The sequence below is a fragment of the Streptomyces sp. NRRL B-1140 genome (assembly GCF_001280065.1).
GTDB lineage: Bacteria > Actinomycetota > Actinomycetes > Streptomycetales > Streptomycetaceae > Streptomyces.
In genome coordinates this window covers 1-22,051 of the sequence record NZ_LGEA01000106.1, presented here as the reverse complement: position 1 = coordinate 22,051, position 22,051 = coordinate 1, and the positions used below count along the sequence as shown (strand labels likewise).

Here is a 22,051-nt window from a genome sequence, read left to right as displayed (position 1 = left end):
AGCCGTCCATGACCTCCACCTCCCGCCCCCGAGACCTCAGGACCGAGTTGGAGTCCCTGACCACCGAGGCCTTCCGGCCGGAGCTCGCGGACATCGACCGGCTGCCCACCCTCGACATCGCCCGGCTGATGAACGGGGAGGACGCCACCGTGGCCGGGGCGGTCGCGGCGCGACTGCCGCAGATCGCCGCCGCGATCGACGCCGTCGCGCAGCGGATGGCCCGGGGCGGGCGGCTGGTCTACGCGGGCGCGGGGACGGCGGGCCGGCTGGGCGTCCTGGACGCCTCCGAGTGCCCGCCCACGTTCAACACCGACCCCGCCAGGGTCGTCGGCCTGATCGCGGGCGGCCCGGGCGCCGTGGTCACCTCGATCGAGGGCGCGGAGGACTCCCGGGAACTGGCCCGTGCGGACCTGGACGCCCTCGCCCTGACCCCCGACGACACGGTGGTCGGCATCTCCGCCTCGGGCCGCACCCCCTACGCCATCGGCGCGGTCGAGCACGCCCGCGCCCACGGCTCCCTCACCGTCGGCCTCGCCTGCAACCCCGGCAGCCCGCTCGCGGCGGCCGCCGACCACGGCATCGAGATCGTGGTGGGCCCCGAACTGCTCACGGGGTCCACCCGCCTGAAGTCCGGCACGGCGCAGAAGCTCGTCCTCAACATGATCTCGACGATCACGATGATCCGGCTGGGCAAGACCTACGGGAACCTGATGGTCGACGTCCGCGCCTCCAACGACAAGCTCCGCGCCCGCTCCCACCGCATCGTGGCCCTCGCCACCGGCGCCGCGGACGACGAGATCGACCGCGCCCTGGCGGCCACCGACGGCGAGGTGAAGAACGCCATCCTGACCCTTCTGGCCGACGTGGACGGCCCGACGGCGGCCCGCCTGCTGGAGGAGTCCGGCGGGCACCTGCGAGCGGCCCTGGCGGCGTCCGGCTGACGACTCGGCCCCGGGCGGCTCCCGCCTTTGCCGGCCGGAACCGGGCCGGCCCCGCTCAGCCCGGGAGTCCGGCGACCAGCGGCTGCCTTCCCTCGCAGCGCTCGTCCTGCTCCGCGGCGGCCTTCTCGGCCAGGGCGTTGACGGCGGCGTTGAACCGCTCCATCGAGCTGGGGCGGTCCGGGCCCAGGACGTATTCCTTGAGGGTCCGGCGCTCGGGTGCCATCGGGTCGTGCCGCGGATCGCGCACCGAGTCGAGGATCTCCGGCAGCCGGGTGCAGTCGCGGTCGAGGAGATAGGCGCCCCCGGCGGTGGTGTACGCGGCGCGGAAGGCCTCGTCGCTCAGGCCGTTCGCGTTGGTCAGGACGTACGGCTTGAGGCTCGCCACGAAGTCCGCGACCACGGACGACACATCGCTGACGAGGATGTCGGCCTGGTCGAAGCACTCGTAGAGCGTGGGCAGTTGCCGAGTGATCACCTGGTGCCGGACGGGGCCCCTGCTCTCCCAGAAGATCCGGTGCCACGCGGCACGCAGTTCGTGCCACTCCGCCTCCCCCTCCGGGCCGGCCACCCGGGCCTCGCGCGTCTGCTGCGCGTCGTCACCCGTGAGCCGCCCCGACAACTCACCGAGCCGGGCCTGGATCTCGGCGAGCCGCGGCGCGGCGACGGCCATCGCGGCCTCGGCCTCCCGCGGGTCACGCCGCTCGTTGTCGGCGCGCAGCAGCTCCCGGACGGCCCGGTCCGCCTCGGCCGCCGCACGCGAGCGCTTCCCGGTGAGGGGGTGCGGCTTGTAGAGGACCCGTACGTTCTCGGCGAGCAGCTTCTCGACCAACCGCACGCCCATCGGGATCAGCGACGTGTGGCAGTCGTCGTCGCTCCAGCCCTCCCAGGTCGGCGCGTACAGCACGGTCGGCAGCGGCCCCGGCACGTGGTCGGTGTGCAGCCGGATCGACGACAGCTGCGGGCGTCCCACCTCGACGATCGCCGAGTCGCTGATCGCGTGCCGCACCCGCTGGTAGCGGTCCCGCCCGGCCCGCCCGGCCACCCATATCTCGTCGTACACCTTGCTGACCCGGTTGCTGCTGGCGAGCTTGTCGCTGTCGCCGTGCCCGATGAACACGTGCTTGGCCTCGGCGACGCGCAGCATGTGCACGTTCTTGCCCGCGTTGCCCGGGTAGAGCACCACCCGCACCTCGGGCAGCTCCAGCTGCGCCACGTCGTCGGCCTTCGGCACGCACACGACCGGGATCGACGTACGGCCGAGATAGCGGAACGAGGCCCGCTCCCGCAGGATGATCAGCGGCCGCCGGTCGAGCTGCTCCAGCGTCTCGATCCACATGTTGACCTGGTACATGAAGTCCCGGGACACGGACGCGAAACTGAAGTACAGCGCCACCTCCGGCCGGTATCCGGCGAGTTGGCGGTTCACCTCGGCGATCACCTCGTCACCCGACGGCATCCGGCGGGCCCGGCGCAACTGCCCCAGCAGCGCGGCGACGGCCGCGGCCGCGAGTCCGGCGGTGAGTGCGAAACCGATGCCCGCGGGCGCCCAGGCCCCCGCAGCGAGCGCGACGAGCAGCCCCGCGTGGGCGGGCAGGTCCAGGTGCAGCAGCTTGCGCAGGAACCGCCGGTAGAGAAGGGCGGGCGGGGACTGCGGGATGCCCGCCCCGCTCATGTCGAGGTTGCGCACGACGACCGGCAGCGTGCGCCGCCGCCGGATGGCGTGATGCACCGCCGTGTACAGCACCACCAGGGTGAAGTGGGCGCTGAGCACGGCCAGCGCGGCCACCAGCACCGCGTCCGGCGCGTCCAGGCGCTCGGCCAGGGCCAGCAGCATCACCGTCCGCACGGCGAACCGCAGCGTGCGGGTCAGCTGCAGCGCGGCCAGCCGCCGCACGAAGGCGGGCGAGCGGGTGTGCAGCACCTCGTCGGCGGCGTACGTCACGGCCGAGGCTACGGCGAAGCCCCACAGCGACGGGAGCAGCGCGAAGACGGGCAGTGCGGCGAATCCGGCGGCGAACAGGAACACAAGCAAAAAGTCGGTCTTCCCGCGCACACGCAGGACACCGCACAGCCAACGGAACGTCATAAGACAGGATTCCTCTGGGGAAAGGATGTGATTTCCGGAGTGGCGAGCGGTGGGGCGAACGCCGGTGTATGCGCGATACGCCTGTTCGACGGTGGTGAAGGGCGAATGGTTGTACATCCACCGTTGGCTATTACGTCACCGTGACTTCACCTCCCGGTTGACCTGCCGCACACGGGCCCGCAGGGTCTCCGTCACGGGCAGCGAGCGCAGCACCTCGGTCAGATGCTCGGCCGTCCGTACGTTGCACCGCCCCAGATCGACCAGCGCGAACGGCTCGTCGCTCGCGCCGGTCACGGGGTCGACGCCCAGCGACGGCAGCACGACACCGACTCCGGCGAGGGCATCCCGCAGCGACTTCACGATCTCTTCGGTCGAGCGCACTTCCACTTACCTCCACGCTGAGTTTGCGATTCACCACACAGCGTGTCCGACACGTCCCTAACCTGGCCATATACGGCGGTCCAACAAACCGATCTGTCCGACAGGGAGTTGCCCATGCCCGGCTCCAGGGACCTCGACCCGTCCTCCTCCCCGCGGGCCCTCCTGGGCGCGGAGCTGCGTCACGCCCGCGAGAAGGCCGGCCTGAGCCAGGAGGAACTGGGACAGCGGCTGTTCGTGAGCGGGTCGTTCATCGGGCAGTTGGAGGCGGGGACGCGGAGGTTGCAGGCGGAGTACGCGCGGTTGCTGGATGAGGAGTTGGGGGCGGGGGATTTCTTCTTGCGGAACTGTGGGGCGGCGGCGAAGTCGAAGTATCCGGAGCATTTCGCGGAGGCGGCGGAGGCGGAGGCCCGGGCCGTGGCCATCAGGGAGTTCGCCTCGATGCTGATCCCCGGACTGCTTCAGACACCCGCCTACGCCCGGGCGGTGTGCCGTGCATATCAACCGACCGCACCGGATGAGGAGATCGAGAAGAGGGTGGCCGCCCGGATGGAGCGGGCCCGCATCCTCGACGATCCAACAAAGCCCTTGTTGTGGGCAGTGATTGACGAATCTGCCCTGCGTCGGGTGACAGGCGGGGCGCAGGTCATGGCCGAGGCGCTGCGGCACATCAGCGGCATGGCCCGCCGTAGCCGGTCCATCGTGCAGGTACTGCCGTTCGACGCGGGAGCGCACCCGGCCATGCAGGGGTGCGTCAAGCTCATGGACTTCGACGACGCGCCTCCGCTGGCCTACCTCGAAGGCGTCGGCACCGGGCGGCTGGATGACGATCCCGCCACCGTCGCGGAGTACCGCTTCTACTACGAGTTCCTCGCGGCCTCCGCACTCTCGCCGGAGAAGTCTCTGGCCCTGCTCGAAGCGATGACGCAGGATTACGACCATGAGGAACATGCCTGAGTGGTACAAGTCCAGCTACAGCGGCGGGAGCGGCGACAACTGCCTGGAAGTCACCCGGGCCTTCCCTGACGTCATCCCCGTTCGCGACTCCAAGAACCCCGAAGGCCCGAAGCTCGTGTTCCGGGCCACCGCCTGGTCCGCGTTCGTCGAGAACCTCAAGGACGAGACGGCCTGAGCTTCGGGACCCGGGCTTCGAGCCCTCTTTTCAAGGAACGGGTGGAGGGCCTCAACCCGCCCTCCCACCCGGAGTGTTGACGGGACGCGTTCGGCTTGCCACGGAAAGTGACATCCCTCTAACGTTCGTGCACAAGCAACAGCCCCCGCCAGGTGCTAGCAACACCTGCGGGGGCCTGACCACGTCGATCGAAGAAGGCTCGATCTCATGGCTGACGCCAACTTTAGTGCTGCCCCTCCGTCCGCGCACCCCATGGCGGGCCCGGGCTACGGCAAACGCACGTGCCCCGGCCAACCCCCACGCACGAACCACGACTTCGCCCACCTACCACCCCGCGAAGCCGCCATCGCCACGTATCTCGACCAGCTCCCCGACGGCGCCGACATCTCCGTGAAGACGCTGGCCAAACAGCTCCCCTACGGCCAGTGCGCCCTCGGCACCGCCCTCAACCGCATTCAGCAGGCAGGGCATCTACGGCGTGGCCGGGAGTGCATCACGGCCGACGACGGCAGCTCCCGGTGGATCACCCGTTCGTGGTGGTCCCGCACCGCCCGGGACGACGGCTGGTGGGCCGCCTTCACCCGCGGCGACGTACCGCGACAGCCGGCCCGCCCCACCCGCTCCCGGGCCCACATCCTCCTGGCCGCCCTCGGCCGCACCGCGCCCGTCCTGACCCTCTCCGAGGCGGACTGCGCGACGCTCGCTCCCCTCGTGACGGACTGGTTCGAGCGGGGTGCCTCGGAGGACGACGTACTGCGTGCGCTCACGGCCGGCCTGCCGACGCCCGTCCACCACCCGGCCGCCCTGGTCCGCAACCGCCTGACCGGCAAACTTCCGCCTCCACCCACCCCACGCCCGCCCCTCCGCGTCCTGGAGTGCGCGAACTGCGGCATCCCGGGCCGCCCGGAAACCCTGCCCGGGGGACGCTGCAGCGCCTGCCGGGGCGAACGCGCCCCCGCGCAACCCCCCGCACCCCTGCCCGCCCCCGCGGTCCACGACCACGCGGCAGGGATCCGGGCGGCGATGTCCCTGCGCCGCCGTGTGGACGCCGACTGAGGACAATGGAGCCATGAACCACGCTCAGCTCACCGCCCTGGGCCGTGCCCTGCGCCTCCTCGGCGAGCACGGCGAGGCCCTCACCTCCGACACCCCGGACGGCAAACTGCACGAGGTCAGGGCCGACCTGAAGCGCGCGCTGGACCTGCTGGAGGACAGCGTCACCACAGCCGCGCCCACCACCCGCTGCCCCGAGCACCCGAACGGTCCGGTCGACGAGGCCGCCCCCGACCTGTGTCTGCTGTGCGAGACCCGGCGCCGGGCCGCCCGCAGGGCGGAGTTCAACGGCCCCGCCCCACAGCAGCAGCCCGCCGAACCCACCCCCTCCCGCTACGGCGTGCGCGGCGACCGCCCCCAGCCCCAGCAGCGCTGGCTCGCGGAGCTGTGGAACGGTCAGAGCTGGCAGCTGTGCGGCACCCCGCGCCGGGACCGCCACGAGGCCGAACTCTTCATCAACGCCCAGCGCAAGGCACCCCGGGCCGCCATGGCGTACCGGCTGGTCCACGAGTTCACCGACTACGAGGTGCTGCGGGTGTGGGGGACGCCGATGCGGGTCGACATCGAACCCATGGGCAACCTGTAGGTCATCCCAGCAGCGGCAGGGGCCGGAACGCGTGCCCCTCCCACAGCCGCAGCGACGCCTCCTCCGGGTACGCCCTCACCTCCGGCTCCGCGTCCAGCACCTGCACCAGCCGCCGCTCGTCGTCGTACGCCGGCCAGCCCGGGTCGCCCGAGCGCGCGAAGGACGTCCAGGACGCGCGGAAGCGGGACGACAGGGCAAGGGCCTCGGCGGACGGCTCCACGCCCGCGAACAGCAGCAGCCCCAGGTCCGCCCCGTACGTGCCGAACAGCAGCGGGATGTCCAGGGCGTGGCAGGCGCCGAGCGCGCCGCCGTTGCCCGGGGCCGGCCAGGTCAGTTCGTAGACGTGGGCGCGTCCGCCGCCCGCGCGCTGCGCCTCGGCCAGGTGCAGGGTGGGCATGCTGAACAGCCAGTCCGTCTGGACGCGTTCGAAGAGCTCCGAAGGGGAGGCCTCCGGGAAGGCCGCGCGGTAGGACTGTTCGCCCTCGGGGCCGGGGGCGAAGAGACGGAGGGCCGAGGCCGCCCGCTCCTCGCTGATCTGCCCGAGCCCGCCCGCCATCGCGACGAACAGCCGGTACTCGTCACGGTTGTGGCCGAGGAGCAGTTCCACGTCCTTCGCCGCACCGGCCGCCAGCGCCTGCCACGGCATGGCCGGCAGCACGTCACCGTCGACCACCGGCGAGAACGGCGTGACCGTCGGCGCCGCCTGGCCCCAGCGGTCGATGTACTGGGGCATCTTCGGGCCGAGCGCCTCGCCCGCCGAGGTCAGCTCGCGCGGGGCGATCGTGGACAGGTCGGCGACCGTGGGACGCAGGCCCAGCTCGGCCGCGAGGGCCGTGCCGATGTCGCGGGCCAGGGCGTCGGAGAAGAACGTCCCCGGCACGCTCTGCGCGATCGCCCGCCGGAACAGACCGGCTGCGTGCGGCATGGAGAGCAGGGAGGCGACCGAGCCCGCGCCCGCCGACTCCCCGAAGATCGTGACCTGCCCGGGGTCGCCGCCGAAGGACGCGATGTTGTCCCGCACCCATTCCAGGGCGGCCACCTGGTCGAGCAGTCCGCGGTTGGCGGGCGCTCCCTCGATGCGGGCGAAGCCCTCCATGCCGACGCGGTAGTTGAGGGACACGACGACCACGTCACCGTCCGTCGCGATGTGCCGGGCGTCGTAGCCGGGGCTGCCGGCGTGGCCGAGCTTGTAGGCGCCGCCGTAGATCCACACCATCACCGGGCGGTGGGCCGCCGGATCGGGCTCGGGGGTCCAGACGTTGACCGTGAGCCAGTCGTCGCCCTGGGGGACGTCGATCAGACCCGGGCCGCCCATCAGGCCGAGGTCCTGCGGGGGCGGCGGGCCGAAGGCGTACGCGTCGCGTATGCCGTCGTAGGTGGGGGCCGGGCGCGGGGCCTGGAAGCGGGCCTCGCCCACGGGGGGCGCGGCGAAGGGGATGCCGCGGAAGACGGCGAGACCCTCCTCGTTCCGTCCGCGTACCGAACCGGCGGTGGTGCGCACCACCGGGCCGGGCTGCTCGGAGGGGCCGCCCGCCGAGGGGCGGGAGTCGGTCGTCGTCACTGGGGTCTCCTCACGGGGTGCCGGTGAACAAGCGTCCGTTCAGTGTGACTTGACCGGCGCGAGCGAATCCAGGCACCCCGTGCGGAGGCGGTCAGCTGAGGATCTTCAGCGCCGCCGGGCTGTACGGGGCCAGCTCGTCGAAGCGGCCGTCGAGCACCTTGCGGGCCCACTCGGGGTCCTGGAGCAGGGCGCGGCCGATGGCGACCATGTCGAACTCGTCGCGCTCGAAGCGGTCGAGGAGGTTGTCGAGGTCGCCGACCTCGGCGCTCTCGCCCTGGAAGGACTTGAGGAAGTCGGTGCCGTCCAGGCCTACCGAGCCGACGGTGATGGTGGGCTTGCCGGTGAGCTTCTTGGTCCAGCCGGCCAGGTTGAGGTCGGAGTCGTCGAACTCGGGGACCCAGTAGCGGCGGGTGGAGGCGTGGAAGGCGTCGACACCGGCGGCGGCCAGCGGGGCGAGGATGGACTCCAGCTCCTCCGGCGTCTCGGCGAGGCGGGCGCGGTAGGCCTCCTGCTTCCACTGGGAGAAGCGGAAGATGACGGGGAAGTCGGCGGAGACGGTCTCGCGGACGGCCGCGACGATCTCCTCGGAGAGCTTGGCGCGGGCGACGCGGTCGCCGCCGTAGGCGTCGGTGCGGCGGTTGGTGCCCTCCCAGAGGAACTGGTCGAGCAGGTAGCCGTGGGCGCCGTGCAGTTCGACCCCGTCGAAGCCGATGCGCTCTGCGGCGCCGGCGGCTTCGGCGAACGCGCCGATGACGGCGTCGATGTCGGCCTGGGTCATGGCCTTGCCGGTGGGCTCGTCGGCGCCGATGCGCAGGCCGGAGGGGCCGACGGCCGGGGCGTCGGCGAACGGGGGCTCGCCCTGGTTGCGGACCATGCCGATGTGCCAGAGCTGCGGCACGATCGTGCCGCCGGCGGCGTGCACCGCCTCGGCGACCTTCGCCCAGCCCGCGAGCTGCTCGTCGCCGTGGAAGCGCGGCACGCTGTCGCTCTGCCCGGCCGACTCGTGGCCGACGTAGGTGCCCTCGGTGACGATCAGGCCGACTCCGGCGGCGGCGCGGCGTGCGTAGTACGACACGACGTCCTCACCGGGGACGCCGCCCGGGGAGAACATGCGGGTCATCGGCGCCATCGCGATCCGGTTCGGAACGGTCAGGCCGCCCAGCGTTACGGGCCGGGACAGGATTTCGGCGGCGCGGGAGGCGGAGGCGGTCACGGGGGCTCCTTCGGATACCGGACAGTGCACGCATACCGGTCAGTATGTGCACACGCATAGGACCTAGTGTTCAACCACCCGGTCCGGTCGCGCCATCCCGACCTCACTGTGATCCCGCACACGCCCGAGGGCGGCACCCCCTGCCGGAACAGGGGGTGCCGCCCTCGGTAAGGACGTTGATCAACCCGGGGAATCCCCAGGGGCCGATCAGAAGTCCATGTCACCGCCCGGCATGCCGCCGCCGGCGGGCGCGGCGGCCTTCTCCGGCTTGTCGGCGATGACGGCCTCGGTGGTGAGGAACAGCGCGGCGATGGAGGCGGCGTTCTGCAGGGCGGAACGGGTCACCTTCGCCGGGTCGATGATGCCCTCGGCGATCATGTCGACGTACTCACCGGTCGCGGCGTTCAGGCCGTGGCCGACGGTGAGGTTGCGGACCTTCTCCACGACGACGCCGCCCTCGAGACCACCGTTGACGGCGATCTGCTTCAGCGGGGCCTCCAGCGCGAGCTTCACGGCGTTGGCGCCGGTCGCCTCGTCACCGTCGAGCTCCAGCTTCTCGAAGACCTGGGAGGCCTGCAGCAGGGCCACGCCACCACCGGCGACGATGCCCTCCTCGACGGCCGCCTTGGCGTTGCGCACGGCGTCCTCGATGCGGTGCTTGCGCTCCTTGAGCTCCACCTCGGTGGCGGCACCGGCCTTGATGACCGCGACACCGCCGGCGAGCTTCGCCAGGCGCTCCTGCAGCTTCTCGCGGTCGTAGTCCGAGTCGCTGTTCTCGATCTCGGCGCGGATCTGGTTGACGCGGCCCTGGACCTGGTCGGCCGAGCCGGCACCGTCGACGATGGTGGTCTCGTCCTTGGTGATGACGACCTTGCGGGCCTTGCCCAGCAGGTCGAGCGTGGCGTTCTCCAGCTTGAGGCCGACCTCCTCGGAGATCACCTCGCCGCCGGTGAGGATGCCGATGTCCTGCAGCATCGCCTTGCGGCGGTCGCCGAAGCCCGGGGCCTTGACGGCGACGGACTTGAAGGTGCCGCGGATCTTGTTGACGACCAGGGTCGACAGGGCCTCACCCTCGACGTCCTCGGCGATGATCAGCAGCGGCTTGCCGGACTGCATGACCTTCTCGAGGAGCGGCAGCAGGTCCTTGACGTTGCTGATCTTCGAGTTGGCGATCAGGATGTACGGGTCGTCGAGGACGGCCTCCATACGCTCCATGTCGGTGGCGAAGTACGCCGAGATGTAGCCCTTGTCGAAGCGCATACCCTCGGTGAGCTCCAGCTCCAGACCGAAGGTCTGGGACTCCTCGACGGTGATGACGCCTTCCTTGCCGACCTTGTCCATGGCCTCGGCGATGAGCTCGCCGATCTGGGTGTCGGCGGCGGAGATGGAGGCCGTGGAGGCGATCTGCTCCTTGGTCTCGACGTCCTTCGCCTGCTCCAGCAGGGCGGCGGAGACGGCCTCGACGGCACGCTCGATACCCCGCTTGAGGGCCATCGGGTTGGCGCCGGCGGCTACGTTGCGCAGACCCTCCTTGACCAGGGCCTGGGCGAGAACGGTCGCGGTGGTCGTACCGTCACCGGCGACGTCGTCCGTCTTCTTGGCGACTTCCTTGACCAGCTCGGCGCCGATCTTCTCGTACGGGTCCTCGAGCTCGATCTCCTTGGCGATGGAGACACCATCGTTGGTGATCGTGGGCGCGCCCCACTTCTTCTCGAGGACGACGTTGCGGCCCTTGGGGCCGAGCGTCACCTTGACGGCGTCCGCGAGCTGGTTCATGCCGCGCTCGAGGCCGCGCCGCGCCTCCTCGTCGAACGCGATGATCTTGGCCATGTGAAGTGGTCCCTCCAGGACTGGGGGTGATGACTCCGGACCGCGCCCGCGCCCGCGACGGACGGCTCGCTTGCCTCGTGGGTTCCTTCCCCATCCGGCCTGCGGGCCTCACCGACCCGGTCCTTACGTTGTCACTCTCACCTTCAGAGTGCTAACGCAATGATTAGCACTCGGGCATGGCGAGTGCAAGCGCCTCCCGGGGATCGGGCGGTCACGTCAGCCCCCGGCGAACACCCCCCGGCATCCGCTTCAAGCAGGCCGAAGGGCCCGCACCCCGGGGGGTGCGGGCCCTTCTCAGAAGACCGGTCGCTTGAGCGTTGGTCGTGGTGCGCGTTCAGGCAGAGACGCGAACCATGTCGGCCTGCGGTCCCTTCTGACCCTGCGAGATCTCGAACTCGACCCGCTGGCCCTCTTCAAGGGTGCGGTAGCCGTCCATCTGGATCGCGCTGTAGTGGACGAAAACATCCGCACCACCGTCGACCGCGATGAAGCCGTACCCCTTCTCCGCGTTGAACCACTTGACGGTGCCCTGAGCCATGCCTAACTCCCCTATTACTGGCCCTTGCACAGATCCACACTTCGCGGACCCGGGTCAGACCTCACCCCCCACGGTTGGGGGCGTGCGCCGGAACGCGTCGACCGCGGCTGAATGTATCTGTCCAACTGCCGTCTGCAACAGGTCAATCGGACGAGAAATCTGGACGCGCAGGGTCCGGAATGTGGGGAGAGTTCGCCCGAATTCAGGGCAAGTCGGGCCACACAAAGGGAACAAAAGCCGCAAAAGACATACACACTTTGGCTACATCTTGTCGGGCGCGCAGCGGGAATTCAGGGTTCCGATCAGGGAATCGGGGCCGTGTTCCCCAACTGTACCCCGCTCAACCACACAGAATTGCCCCCTCCGCTTCTCTCACGGAGGGGGCAATTCAATAAACTCTCGGTGACCGTCGTTACCGAAGGTAACAACCAAGCCGGTCGACCGGTTCAGCCGCCGGCGACGGCGGGAATGATCGACACACCGGCACCGTCCGGCGTCGCCGTCTCCAGACCCTGCTCGAACCGCACGTCGTCATCGTTGACGTAGACGTTGACGAACCGCCGCAGCTTGCCCTGGTCGTCCAGCACCCGGGCGGCGATCCCGGTGTGGTTCTTCTCCAGATCGGCGATGACCTCCCCGAGGTTCGCGCCCTCGGCGGCGACCTCGGCCTGCCCGCCGGTGTAGGTACGCAGGATGGTGGGGATCCGAACGGTGACGCTCATCGGAATATGACCTCCGGTTTCGATTGAGCTACGGCTGGAGCGCGTCCCTAGGGGCGCGGGGAACTGCGCGACCGGCCCCCACCGGCCCGCAGCGAACAACGACGCTCAGACGAGCCCGGCCTCACGGAACGAGTCCAGGCTGGGCCGGATGGTCGCGGTCAGCCCGGTCCCGGCCACCGCGTCCAGCGTCTTGAGGCCGTCTCCGGTGTTGAGCACGACGGTGGTCTTGGAGGGGTCGAGAGTCCCGCTCTCGATCAACTTCTTGGTCACCCCCACCGTCACCCCACCGGCGGTCTCCGCGAACACACCCTCGGTCCGCGCCAGCAGCTTGATCGCCTCGACGACCTGCTCGTCCGTCACGTCCTCCACCGCACCGCCGGTCCGCCGCGCGATGTCCAGCACGTACGGCCCGTCCGCCGGGTTGCCGATGGCGAGGGACTTGGCGATGGTGTCCGGCTTCTGCGGGCGCACCACGTCGTGCCCGGCCTTGAACGCCGTGGACACCGGCGAGCAGCCGAGCGCCTGCGCACCGAAGATCTTGTACGGCTTGTCCTCGACGAGACCGAGCTTGATCAGCTCCTGCAGACCCTTGTCGATCTTCGTGAGCTGTGAACCGGAGGCGATCGGCACCACGAGCTGGTCCGGCAGCCGCCAGCCGAGCTGCTCACAGATCTCGTACGCCAGGGTCTTGGAACCCTCCGCGTAGTACGGCCGCAGGTTGACGTTGACGAAGCCCCAGCCCTCACCGGCCGGGTCGCCGATCAGCTCGGAGCAGAAGCGGTTCACGTCGTCGTAGTTGCCCTCGATGCCGACGAGCTCGCCGCCGTAGATCGCGGCCATGACGACCTTGCCCTGCTCCAGGTCGTGCGGGATGAACACGCAGGAGCGGAAGCCGGCGCGGGCCGCGGCGGCACCCACGGCGCCGGCGAGGTTGCCGGTGGAGGAGCAGGAGAGCGTGGTGAAGCCGAAGGCGCGGGCGGCCTCCAGGGCCTGGGCGACCACGCGGTCCTTGAAGGAGTGCGTCGGGTTGCCGGAGTCGTCCTTCACGAACAGCTTGCCGGCGTCGACACCCAGCTCCCGTGCGAGGTTGTCGGCCTTGACGAGCGCGGTCCAGCCCGGGTTGATGTTCGGCTTGTCCGCCACGTCGGCCGGGACGGGCAGCAGCGGGGCGTACCGCCAGATGTTCGCGGGGCCCGCTTCGATGCGCTTGCGGAGCTCTTCGGTGTCGTAGGCCGAGAAGTCGTAGGCGATCTCCAGCGGGCCGAAACACTCCTCGCACGCGAAGACCGGGCCGAGGGGCACGCGGTGGCCGCACTCGCGGCAGCTGAGCGCGGCGGCGGGGCCGAGGTCTACGGTGGATTCAGTGGTGCTTGCAACAGTCTGCGCAGCCATGTGAGGCGAGGCCCTTTCTCCTCATCTTCCTCACGACGCATCTCGCCGTGAGACGGATTTGGCACCTTCCCGAGCCGGGAGCCTCGCGCGTGTGGTCGCCAGTGACCTACGAGAACCGACTGGAGGGTTGCCGGGGCTTCATCGGGCCGTATCCCTCTGCCCCTCTGGATGAGCTGTATGTGGTTGTAGGCGGCGGGTGACCCCGGACATGCGATGGTCATCCGCGTTGTTCAAGACTGTAACCGACGACCAGGACAGTTGAGATAGTCGTCCGAACCGCGAGATGGATCACGATCCGTCCCGCCCGGAGTACGCAGAGGAGCCGCCACGGTGCTGGAAGAAGTCGAGCGCTGGCTGAGCACCCGTTCCTGGTCCGCGAACGATCGCCCGCTCCACCAGATCCTCGCCGCCAAGCAGCGCACGGGCCGGACGGTCAGTGTCGTGCTGCCCGCGCTGAACGAGGAGGAGACGGTCGGCGACATCGCCGCCGTCATCCGCCATGACCTGATGCTGCAGGTCCCGCTCGTCGACGAGCTGGTCGTCGTCGACTCGGGGTCGACCGACCGCACGTCCGAGGTGGCCGCCGCCGCGGGCGCGCGGGTGGTGCACCGGGACGAGATCCTTCCCCGCCTGCCCGCCGTGCCCGGCAAGGGCGAGGTGCTGTGGCGCTCGCTGCTCGTCACCCGCGGGGACATCGTCTGCTTCGTCGACGCGGACCTGAGGGACTTCTCGTCCGACTTCGTCTCGGGGATCGTGGGCCCGCTGCTCACCGACCCGGACGTGGACCTGGTGAAGGCCATGTACGACCGTCCCCTGGCCGGTGCTTCCGGGCAGGGCGGCCGGGTCACCGAGCTGATGGCCCGCCCGCTGCTCAACATGCACTGGCCACAGCTCGCCGGCTTCGTGCAGCCGCTCGGCGGCGAGTACGCGGCCCGCCGGTCCCTGCTGGAGCAGCTGCCGTTCCCCGTCGGGTACGGCGTGGAGCTGGGCATGCTGGTGGACGCCCTGCACCTGGTGGGCCTGGACGCCCTCGCCCAGGTGGACGTGGGGGTGCGCAAGCACCGGCACCAGGACGGGCAGGCACTGGGCCGGATGGCCGCCGCGATCTACCGCACGGCCCAGCTGCGGCTGGCCCGCGGGCATCTGATCCGGCCGTCCCTGACCCAGTTCGAGCGAAGCGCGGACGGCTTCGCACCGCGGACGTACTCCGTGGACACCGAGGAGCGTCCGCCGATGGTGGAGATCGCCGAGTACCAGGCGCGGAAGGCGGCCTGACCGGGGCCGTTTTCGGCCGGGCGGGGCAGATCCGCACGTTTGAGCGTTCGGGGGCCGGGCTAGGTTGAGGCTTATGGCTTCGACGTACGGTGCTGCACAGGTGCTGGTGGCCTCCAACCGTGGCCCGGTCTCCTACACGGTGGGTGAGGACGGTTCGCTGGACGCCAAGCGGGGTGGCGGCGGGCTGGTGTCCGGGCTCTCCGCGATCGGCTCGGACGCGGACGCGCTCTGGGTGTGCTCGGCGCTCTCCGACGGTGACCGGGAGGCGGTGCGGCGCGGCGTCGGCGAGGACGGCGTGCGGATGCTGGACATCCCGGCCGACGTGCACGCCGACGCGTACAACGGCGTCGCCAACTCGGTCCTGTGGTTCGTGCACCACATGCTCTACCAGACCCCGCTGGAGCCCGTCTTCGACGCGGAGTTCCGGCGGCAGTGGGCGTCCTACGAGGCGTACAACCGGGCGTTCGCCGAGGCGCTGGCGGAAGAGGCTGCGCAGGGCGCGGCGGTCGTGGTGCAGGACTACCACCTGACGCTGGTGCCGGGCATGCTCCGCGAGCTGCGGCCCGACCTGCGCATCGGGCACTTCTCGCACACGCCGTGGGCGCCGCCGGAGTACTTCCGGATGCTGCCGGACGACGTGGCCGGGCAGGTGCTGCGCGGCATGCTCGGCGCGGACCGTCTCGGCTTCCTCACCGAGCGCTGGGCGGAGGCGTTCACCGCGTGCGCCGAGCGGTTCGCGGGCGGGCTCGGCGGCACCCGGGTCGGCGTGCACGGCCTCGGCGCCGACGCGGACTTCCTGCGAGAGCGGGCGCACGAGCCGGACGTCGAGGAACGGATCGTGGCGCTCCGCCAGGAGATCGGCGAGGGCCGCCGCACCATCGTCCGGGTGGACCGCACCGAGCTGTCCAAGAACATCGTGCGCGGCCTGCTGGCCTACCGCCGGCTGCTGGAGACCCACGCCGAGTGGCGCGAGCAGGTCGTGCACGTCGCCTTCGCCTACCCCTCCCGGCAGGACCTCGCGGTGTACCGGGACTACACGGCCGAGGTGCAGCGGCTGGCGGACGAGATCAACGCCGAGTACGGCACGCCGGGCTGGAAGCCGGTCGTGCTGCACGTCAAGGACGACTTCGCCCGTTCTCTGGCCGCCTACCGGCTGGCCGACGTGGCCCTGGTCAACCCCATCCGCGACGGCATGAACCTCGTCGCCAAGGAGGTCCCGGTCGTCTCCGACGCGGGCTGCGCGCTGGTGCTGTCGCGGGAGGCAGGGGCGCACGAGGAGCTGGGCGAGGACGCGATCACGGTGAACCCCTACGACGTGACGGGCACGGCGGCGGCCCTGCACGAGGCGCTGTCGATGCGCCCGGAGGAACGCGCCGAACGCACCAAGCGCCTGGCCGCGGCGGCGACGGCCCTGCCACCGGCCCGGTGGTTCCTGGACCAGCTCGACGCCTTGAGGGGCTGAGGGCCGCATGAGCAGCCTTCCCTCCCCCGCCACCCAGGCCGGTCAGGACGGTCTCGCCGCCCTGCTCGCCGATCCCGGCAAGGCGCTGATCGCCCTGGACTTCGACGGGACGCTCGCGCCGATCGTCGCCGACCCCGAGCTGGCCCGGGCCCATCCGCAGGCGCTGGGCGCGCTGACGGCGCTCGCCCCGAAGGTCGCCGCCGTCGCGGTGATCACCGGCCGCCCCGCCGAGGTCGCCGTGCGCAACGGCGGTTTCGCGGACGCCCCGGGTCTCGAGCGCCTCGTCGTCCTCGGGCACTACGGCGCCGAGCGGTGGGACGCCCGCAGCGGCGAGGTCACCGCACCCGACCCGCACCCCGGCGTCGACGCGGTCCGCGCCGAGCTGCCCGGGCTGCTCGAAGGGAGCGGTACCTGGGTGGAGGACAAGGGCCGGGCGGTGGCCGTGCACACCCGCCGGGCCGCCGACCCGCAGGCCGCCTTCGATGCCCTGCGCGAGCCGCTCACCGGCCTGGCGACCCGGCACGGCCTGATCGTCGAGCCCGGCCGCATGGTCCTCGAACTGCGCCCACCGGGCATGGACAAGGGAGCCGCCCTCACCGGGTTCGCCCGGGAGATCGGCGCCGGCTCGGTCCTCTACGGCGGCGACGACCTCGGCGACCTGCCCGCCTACTCCGCCGTCGACACCCTCCGCACGACCGGCACCCCGGGCCTGCTGGTGTGCAGCGGCAGCGACGAGGTGACGGAGCTCAGGGGCCGGGCGGACGTGGTGGTGGACGGCCCGCAGGGCGTCGTGGAGCTGCTGAGGGCCCTGGCTCACCGGATCGGCTGAAGGGCACGTACCTCCAGGGACGCGGGGAACTGCGCGAACGACCCCCACGCACCCGCGGCCCGCGACGGCCAGGAATCCCCACTCACCGCTCGGACCGGCGCCGCTCCCGAACCCGCCGAAGCCGATTGACCGTCACCGGGTCATGCGCCAAGGCCCGAGCGTCATCCAGCAGCGCGTTGAGCAGCTGGTAGTAACGGACAGGCGCGAGCCCCAACTCCTCACGTATCGCCCGTTCCTTCACGCCAGGCCCGGAGAAGCCCCGGCGTTCGAGCGCCAGGATGTCCCGCTCCCTGCGCCCGAGCCCCTGCTCACCCGTGTCCTCGTCCATACGGAGCACCGTAACGCCCGCCACCGACAGCCGGCGGAGCTACTCGGCGCTGTCCGCCCGGGTCGCCGCCGCCTGAAGGGTGCCGAGGACGCCCGAGGGGCTGCCGCCGGGCGCGACGGCCTTGCCGATGCGCTGCTTGACCTGGGCACTGACGTCGGCCCAGGAGGTCTTGCCGACCGGGTAGAGCTCGGAGGACAGCAGCTCCTCCAGGAACGGCTTGAGGTGCCGGTCCTCCTCGGACGCGGCCATGGTGCCGGACGCGGAGGAGGTCACCGGCAGCAGGTCGTACTTCCGGGAGAAGGCCAGCACGTTCTTCTCGCTGTACACGAAGTCGAGGAAGTCGCCCACCTGGTCGCGGTGGCCGTTCTTGCGGAACGCGGTCATCCAGTCGGAGACGCCGAGCGTGGACCGGCTCGGGCCCTCGTGGCCCGGCGTGGGCACCATCCCGTACTTGACGCCGCCCTTGGCGGCGATCTTCATCAGCGACGGGTGGCCGTCGAGCATGCCGACCTGGCCCTTGGCGAAGGCGGCGAACGCCGCGGCCCGGTTGAGCTCGCCCGGCGCGACCGGACCGGTCAGGCCCTTGCCGACCAGGTCCTCCTTCAGCCAGGAGAAGGTGTCGACGTTCTGCGGGGAGTCGATGGCGTAGCTGTCGACGCTGTCGGTGTAGCCGCCCCCGCCGCTGAGCATCCACTGCATGGTCTCGGCCTGCGCCTCCTCCGGGCCGAGGGGCAGCGCGTACGGGTACTTCACACCCTCCGCCTTGAGCGCCTCGGCGTCGGCGGCCAGGTCCTTCCAGGACTCGGGCGGGGTGATGCCGGCCTTGGCGAAGAGGGTCTTGTTGTAGAAGAGCACGCGCGTGGAGGCGGCGAACGGCATCCCGTACTGCACGCCCTTCACCTGGCCCGCGGAGGCCAGCTGCCCCACGAAGTCGGCCTGCACGGGTATGGAGAGCAGGTCGTCGGCCTTGTAGAGCTGGTTCTTCGCCGCGTAGTCGGCGTACGCGCCGATCTGCGCCATGTCGGGCGGGTCCCCGGCTGCGACCATCTCGCGGACCTTGCGGTCGACGTCGTTCCAGGAGTACACGCTGACGTCGACCTTGACGTCGGGGTGGTCGGCCTCGTACTCCTCGGCCAGCTTTTCCCAGTACTTCTTCGAGCTGTTGGCCGCGTTGTCGCCGTAGTCGGCGGCGACCAGTTTCAGGGTCACGTCGGCGGAGCCGCCCGTGAGGCCGCAGCCGCCGAGGACCGTCGTCATGCCCAGTGCGGACACCACCGCGATCGTTCCTGCCATTCACCGCTGCACCGCTGTTCTTCCCCAACCCCGGCATCTGATCCGCCGACACATTCCGATAACCGGAACAAGGTCTACACCACGTGAGTGGACTAGACCTCTCGCGGGTCCCCGGGTCACACTGTTCCCGTGAGACATGTCATCGCCCTCGACGTGGGCGGCACCGGGATGAAGGCCGCTCTGGCGGGGCCGGGGGGCGAGGTGCTGCACCGGGCCCGCCGGGCCACCGGGCGCGCCCAGGGGCCGGACGCCGTCGTCGCGGGAATCCTCGACTTCGCCGCCGAGCTGCACGCGTACGGCGCCGAGCACTTCGGCACGCCCGCTTCCGCAGTAGGCGTGGCCGTTCCCGGCATCGTCGACGAAGCCCGGGGCGTCGCCGCCTACGCGGCCAACCTCGGCTGGCGCGACGTCCCGCTGCGCGACCTGCTGGCGCGGCGGCTGGACGTCCCCGTCGCCCTCGGGCACGACGTGCGCACGGGCGGCCTGGCCGAGGGCCGGGTCGGTGCGGGCCGGGGCGCGGACCGGTTCCTGTTCGTGGCCCTGGGCACCGGCATCGCGGGCGCCATCGGCGTCGACGGCCGGGTCGAGGCGGGCGCGCACGGCATCGCGGGCGAGATCGGGCACATCGTCGTACGCCCCGGCGGGACGCCCTGCCCGTGCGGACAGCGCGGCTGCCTGGAGCGCTTCGCCTCGGCGGCGGCCGTGAGCGAGACCTGGGCCGCGGCCTGCGGCGACCCGGGCGCCGACGCGGCGGACTGCGCGAAGGCGGTGGACTCCGGCGACCCGCGGGCCGAGGCGGTCTGGCGGCAGGCCGTGGCCGCCCTGGCCGACGGCCTGGTCACGGCCCTGACCCTGCTGGACCCCCGCATCCTGATCATCGGCGGCGGCCTGGCGGAGGCGGGGGAGACCTTGTTCACGCCCCTGAGGGAAGCGATCCGCGACCGCATCACCTTCCAGAAGCAGCCGTCGATCGTGCCGGCGGCGTTGGGTGACACGGCCGGGTGCCTCGGTGCCGGGCTCCTGGCCTGGGATCTCCTCGACCACACCGACCGTACGGAGGTAACGCCCTGATGGCAGCGGACTCAGGGGCGCGGGGAACTGCGCGACAAGCCCCCACGCACCCGCACCCCGCAACGGCCGGACACCCCACGGTCCTGACCGGCGCGACGGTGGTACTCCCCACAGGAGCCGTCGAAAACGGCCAGGTGACCGTCGATGGCACCCGCATCACCCGCTCGGCCCCGGAAAACGCCCAGGTCATCGACGTCACAGACCACTACGTCATCCCCGGCTTCGTCGACCTGCACAACCACGGCGGCGGCGGAGCCTCCTTCACCTCCGGCTCGGTCGACGACATCCTCAAGGGCATCCACACCCACCGCCTGCACGGCACGACCACCCTGGTCGCCTCCACCGTCACCGGCGACATGGACTCCCTCGTCCACCGCGCGGGCCTGCTGAGCGAACTCGCCGAGCAGGGCGAGATCGCCGGTGTCCACTTCGAGGGCCCGTTCATCTCCCCCTGCCGCAAGGGCGCCCACTCCGAGGCCCTGCTGCGCGACCCGCACCCCGCGGACGTCCGCAAGCTGATCGACGCGGCCCGGGGCCAGGCCAGGATGCTCACGCTGGCCACCGAGCTCCCCGGCGGCCTGGACTCCGTACGCCTCCTCGCCGACCACGGCGTGATCGCCGCGATCGGCCACACGGACGCCACGTACGAGCAGACGGTGGAGGCCATCGACGCGGGCGCCACGGTCGCCACGCACCTCTTCAACGCGATGCCGCCCCTCGGCCACCGCTCCCCCGGCCCGATCGCCGCGCTGCTGGAGGACGAGCGGATCACGGTCGAGCTGATCAACGACGGCACGCACCTGCACCCCGCCGCGCTGCGACTGGCGTTCCACCAGGCGGGGGCGGACCGGGTCGCGTTCATCACGGACGCGATGGACGCCGCCGGTTTCGGCGACGGACGCTACTGGCTGGGCCCGCTGGAGGTGGAGGTCGCGGACGGCGTGGCCCGGCTGGTGGAGGACGGCACGATCGCCGGCTCGACCCTCACCCAGGACCGCGCTTTCCAGCGGGCGGTCACGGTCGACGGGCTGTCCGTCGAGGACGCGGTGACGGCCCTGTCCGCCAACCCCGCCCGGCTGCTCGGCATGGCGGACACGATCGGCTCACTGGAGCCCGGAAAACTCGCCGACCTGCTGATCCTGGACTCCGCCTACGAGTTGAAGGGCGTGATGCGGCGGGGCGAATGGGTGGTCCCTCCCCAACTGGGCTGATCCGTCCCGCAGTCGGGAGACGGTGGCCGACTCCAGGACTGGGCCGACCGCCGTCTCTTTGGCATGATCGGGCTACCTGCACGTTCACGTCGGCAAGCGCATCGGGGGAGGTCGGCCCGGGTGATCCTCACGGTCACGCTGAACACCGCTCTCGACATCACCTACCGCGTACGGTCGCTCCGGCCGCACGCCTCGAACCGCGTCTCCGAGGTGACCGAACGCCCCGGCGGCAAGGGGGTCAACGTGGCCCGGGTGCTCGCGGCCCTCGGGCACGAGGTGACGGTGACGGGATTCACGGGCGGGGCGACGGGCAGGGTCGTGCGGGAACGGCTCGCGGCGGTCCCGGGCGTGGTGGACGCGCTGGTTCCGATCTCGGGCGCGACCCGCCGCACGGTCGCCGTGGTGGACGAGCGCACCGGCGACACGACCCAGCTCAACGAACCGGGCCCGACGGTCACGCCCGCCGAGTGGTCGGCCTTCCAGCACGCCTACACGGACCTGCTCCCGTCCGCCTCGGCGGTGGCCCTGTGCGGCAGCCTGCCGCCGGGCGTCCCGGTGGGCGCGTACGCGGGCCTGGTCCGCACGGCCCGCTCCTTCTCGGTCCCGGTCCTCCTGGACACCAGCGGCGAGCCCCTGCGCCGGGGCGTCGCGGCCCGCCCGGACATCATCAAGCCGAACGCCGACGAACTGGCGGAACTGACCGGCTCCCACGAGCCGCTGCGCGCGACGCAGGACGCCCGCCGCAGGGGCGCCGGCGCGGTGGTCGCCTCCCTCGGTCCGGAGGGCCTGCTGGCAGTCACCCGGGAGGGCCGCTGGCGAGCCATCCCCCCGACGTCGCTACGCGGCAACCCGACCGGCGCGGGCGACGCGGCGGTGGCGGGCCTGCTCTCGGGCCTGGCAGACCATCTCCCCTGGCCCGACCGCCTGACCCGGGCGACGGCCCTGGCAGCGGCGACGGTGCGCGCACCGGTGGCCGGGGAATTCGACCGGGGGGTGTACGAGGAGCTGCTGGGAAGGGTGACCGTCTCGGCAGAGGTCAGCGCGGCCTAGCTGTATTGACCTGGAGCGTTGTTCACACGGCTGATCGGTGGCTGGCCTCCGAGTGCGGTGTGGCAGCGATGGTAGTTGTAGACGTGGAGGAAGTCGGCCA

At 71.2% G+C, this 22,051-nt stretch carries 21 protein-coding genes, 1 pseudogene and 1 riboswitch; of the genes and pseudogenes, 11 read left to right on the top strand and 11 right to left on the bottom strand.

Going from position 1 to position 22,051, the window contains the following annotated elements; all coding sequences use genetic code 11:
• Nucleotides 1-8 precede the first annotated feature (8 nt).
• Nucleotides 9-941: an N-acetylmuramic acid 6-phosphate etherase gene (murQ, locus tag ADK65_RS24435; RefSeq protein WP_053672585.1), complete on the top strand. Its 933-nt coding sequence runs from the start codon at nt 9-11 to the stop codon at nt 939-941.
• Between the two features lie 55 nt (nt 942-996).
• Here murQ and ADK65_RS24430 read toward each other — a convergent pair whose 3' ends face one another.
• Complete coding sequence (locus tag ADK65_RS24430; protein WP_053672583.1) at nt 997-3,027, bottom strand: hypothetical protein; 2,031 nt, start codon at nt 3,025-3,027, stop codon at nt 997-999.
• Nucleotides 3,028-3,162: 135 nt separating this feature from the next.
• Nucleotides 3,163-3,408 carry a hypothetical protein gene (locus tag ADK65_RS24425; protein ID WP_053672581.1) on the bottom strand — a complete coding sequence of 82 codons (246 nt, stop codon included), beginning with the start codon at nt 3,406-3,408 and terminating at the stop codon, nt 3,163-3,165.
• Nucleotides 3,409-3,522: 114 nt separating this feature from the next.
• Here ADK65_RS24425 and ADK65_RS24420 point away from each other — a divergent pair, with 114 nt between their 5' ends.
• From ADK65_RS24420 to ADK65_RS24405, 4 genes are all read left to right on the top strand, one after another.
• Nucleotides 3,523-4,362 carry a helix-turn-helix domain-containing protein gene (locus ADK65_RS24420; protein ID WP_053672579.1) on the top strand — a complete coding sequence of 280 codons (840 nt, stop codon included), beginning with the start codon at nt 3,523-3,525 and terminating at the stop codon, nt 4,360-4,362.
• Entirely contained in the window at nt 4,346-4,537 is a 192-nt protein-coding gene (locus tag ADK65_RS24415; RefSeq protein WP_053672576.1) for a DUF397 domain-containing protein, read from the top strand. Before ADK65_RS24420 ends, ADK65_RS24415 begins: the two co-directional genes overlap by 17 nt.
• A gap of 252 nt (nt 4,538-4,789) precedes the next feature.
• On the top strand, nt 4,790-5,593 hold the full coding sequence (locus ADK65_RS24410) for a hypothetical protein (RefSeq protein ID WP_053672575.1): 804 nt from the start codon (nt 4,790-4,792) through the stop codon (nt 5,591-5,593).
• A gap of 13 nt (nt 5,594-5,606) precedes the next feature.
• Nucleotides 5,607-6,176, top strand: a complete 570-nt coding sequence (locus ADK65_RS24405) for a hypothetical protein (RefSeq protein WP_053672573.1) — start codon at nt 5,607-5,609, stop codon at nt 6,174-6,176.
• Between the two features lies 1 nt (nt 6,177).
• Here ADK65_RS24405 and ADK65_RS24400 read toward each other — a convergent pair whose 3' ends face one another.
• The 6 genes from ADK65_RS24400 to thrC form a co-directional block, all read right to left on the bottom strand.
• A complete protein-coding gene (locus tag ADK65_RS24400; protein WP_078956114.1) occupies nt 6,178-7,737 on the bottom strand; it encodes a carboxylesterase/lipase family protein in 1,560 nt (519 codons plus the stop codon).
• 91 nt (nt 7,738-7,828) lie between these two features.
• The gene (locus tag ADK65_RS24395; protein WP_053672571.1) at nt 7,829-8,950 is read right to left on the bottom strand and encodes an NADH:flavin oxidoreductase; all 1,122 of its coding nucleotides are present in this window, start codon (nt 8,948-8,950) and stop codon (nt 7,829-7,831) included.
• 207 nt (nt 8,951-9,157) lie between these two features.
• Nucleotides 9,158-10,780, bottom strand: a complete 1,623-nt coding sequence (gene groL / locus ADK65_RS24390) for a chaperonin GroEL (RefSeq protein WP_053672570.1) — start codon at nt 10,778-10,780, stop codon at nt 9,158-9,160.
• A gap of 334 nt (nt 10,781-11,114) precedes the next feature.
• Nucleotides 11,115-11,318 (bottom strand): cold-shock protein, encoded by a 204-nt coding sequence (locus ADK65_RS24385; protein WP_010035953.1) that lies wholly within the window; start codon nt 11,316-11,318, stop codon nt 11,115-11,117.
• Between the two features lie 446 nt (nt 11,319-11,764).
• Nucleotides 11,765-12,040, bottom strand: a complete 276-nt coding sequence (locus tag ADK65_RS24380) for a MoaD/ThiS family protein (RefSeq protein ID WP_003991133.1) — start codon at nt 12,038-12,040, stop codon at nt 11,765-11,767.
• Between the two features lie 105 nt (nt 12,041-12,145).
• On the bottom strand, nt 12,146-13,432 hold the full coding sequence (gene thrC, locus ADK65_RS24375; protein WP_053672567.1) for a threonine synthase: 1,287 nt from the start codon (nt 13,430-13,432) through the stop codon (nt 12,146-12,148).
• 18 nt (nt 13,433-13,450) lie between these two features.
• A riboswitch (SAM riboswitch) is annotated at nt 13,451-13,607 on the bottom strand.
• A gap of 155 nt (nt 13,608-13,762) precedes the next feature.
• On the opposite strand from thrC, the gene ADK65_RS24370 reads away from it, so the two are divergent.
• From ADK65_RS24370 to otsB, 3 genes are all read left to right on the top strand, one after another.
• On the top strand, nt 13,763-14,707 hold the full coding sequence (locus ADK65_RS24370) for a glucosyl-3-phosphoglycerate synthase (protein ID WP_053672565.1): 945 nt from the start codon (nt 13,763-13,765) through the stop codon (nt 14,705-14,707).
• Nucleotides 14,708-14,780: 73 nt separating this feature from the next.
• Entirely contained in the window at nt 14,781-16,169 is a 1,389-nt protein-coding gene (locus ADK65_RS24365) for an alpha,alpha-trehalose-phosphate synthase (UDP-forming) (protein WP_107092376.1), read from the top strand.
• 7 nt (nt 16,170-16,176) lie between these two features.
• Nucleotides 16,177-16,998 (top strand): trehalose-phosphatase, encoded by an 822-nt coding sequence (gene otsB / locus ADK65_RS24360; protein ID WP_053672561.1) that lies wholly within the window; start codon nt 16,177-16,179, stop codon nt 16,996-16,998.
• Between the two features lie 82 nt (nt 16,999-17,080).
• Here the strand turns inward: otsB and ADK65_RS24355 are convergent, their stop codons facing one another.
• Nucleotides 17,081-17,326: a DUF3263 domain-containing protein gene (locus ADK65_RS24355; RefSeq protein WP_053672559.1), complete on the bottom strand. Its 246-nt coding sequence runs from the start codon at nt 17,324-17,326 to the stop codon at nt 17,081-17,083.
• Nucleotides 17,327-17,365: 39 nt separating this feature from the next.
• On the bottom strand, nt 17,366-18,619 hold the full coding sequence (locus ADK65_RS24350; protein ID WP_107092375.1) for an ABC transporter substrate-binding protein: 1,254 nt from the start codon (nt 18,617-18,619) through the stop codon (nt 17,366-17,368).
• 129 nt (nt 18,620-18,748) lie between these two features.
• On the opposite strand from ADK65_RS24350, the gene ADK65_RS24345 reads away from it, so the two are divergent.
• The 3 genes from ADK65_RS24345 to ADK65_RS24335 all read left to right on the top strand — a co-directional run bounded on the left by ADK65_RS24345 (nt 18,749) and on the right by ADK65_RS24335 (nt 21,951).
• Nucleotides 18,749-19,690, top strand: coding sequence for an ROK family protein (locus ADK65_RS24345; RefSeq protein ID WP_053672554.1), 942 nt, complete (start codon nt 18,749-18,751; stop codon nt 19,688-19,690).
• A complete protein-coding gene (gene nagA, locus ADK65_RS24340) occupies nt 19,690-20,901 on the top strand; it encodes an N-acetylglucosamine-6-phosphate deacetylase (RefSeq protein ID WP_199825696.1) in 1,212 nt (403 codons plus the stop codon). Before ADK65_RS24345 ends, nagA begins: the two co-directional genes overlap by 1 nt.
• A gap of 120 nt (nt 20,902-21,021) precedes the next feature.
• Nucleotides 21,022-21,951: a 1-phosphofructokinase gene (locus tag ADK65_RS24335; protein WP_053672551.1), complete on the top strand. Its 930-nt coding sequence runs from the start codon at nt 21,022-21,024 to the stop codon at nt 21,949-21,951.
• Here ADK65_RS24335 and ADK65_RS38185 read toward each other — a convergent pair.
• Nucleotides 21,948-22,051, bottom strand: a pseudogene (locus tag ADK65_RS38185) (IS481 family transposase); the annotation flags it as partial. The gene ADK65_RS24335 and the pseudogene ADK65_RS38185 sit on opposite strands and share 4 nt — an antisense overlap.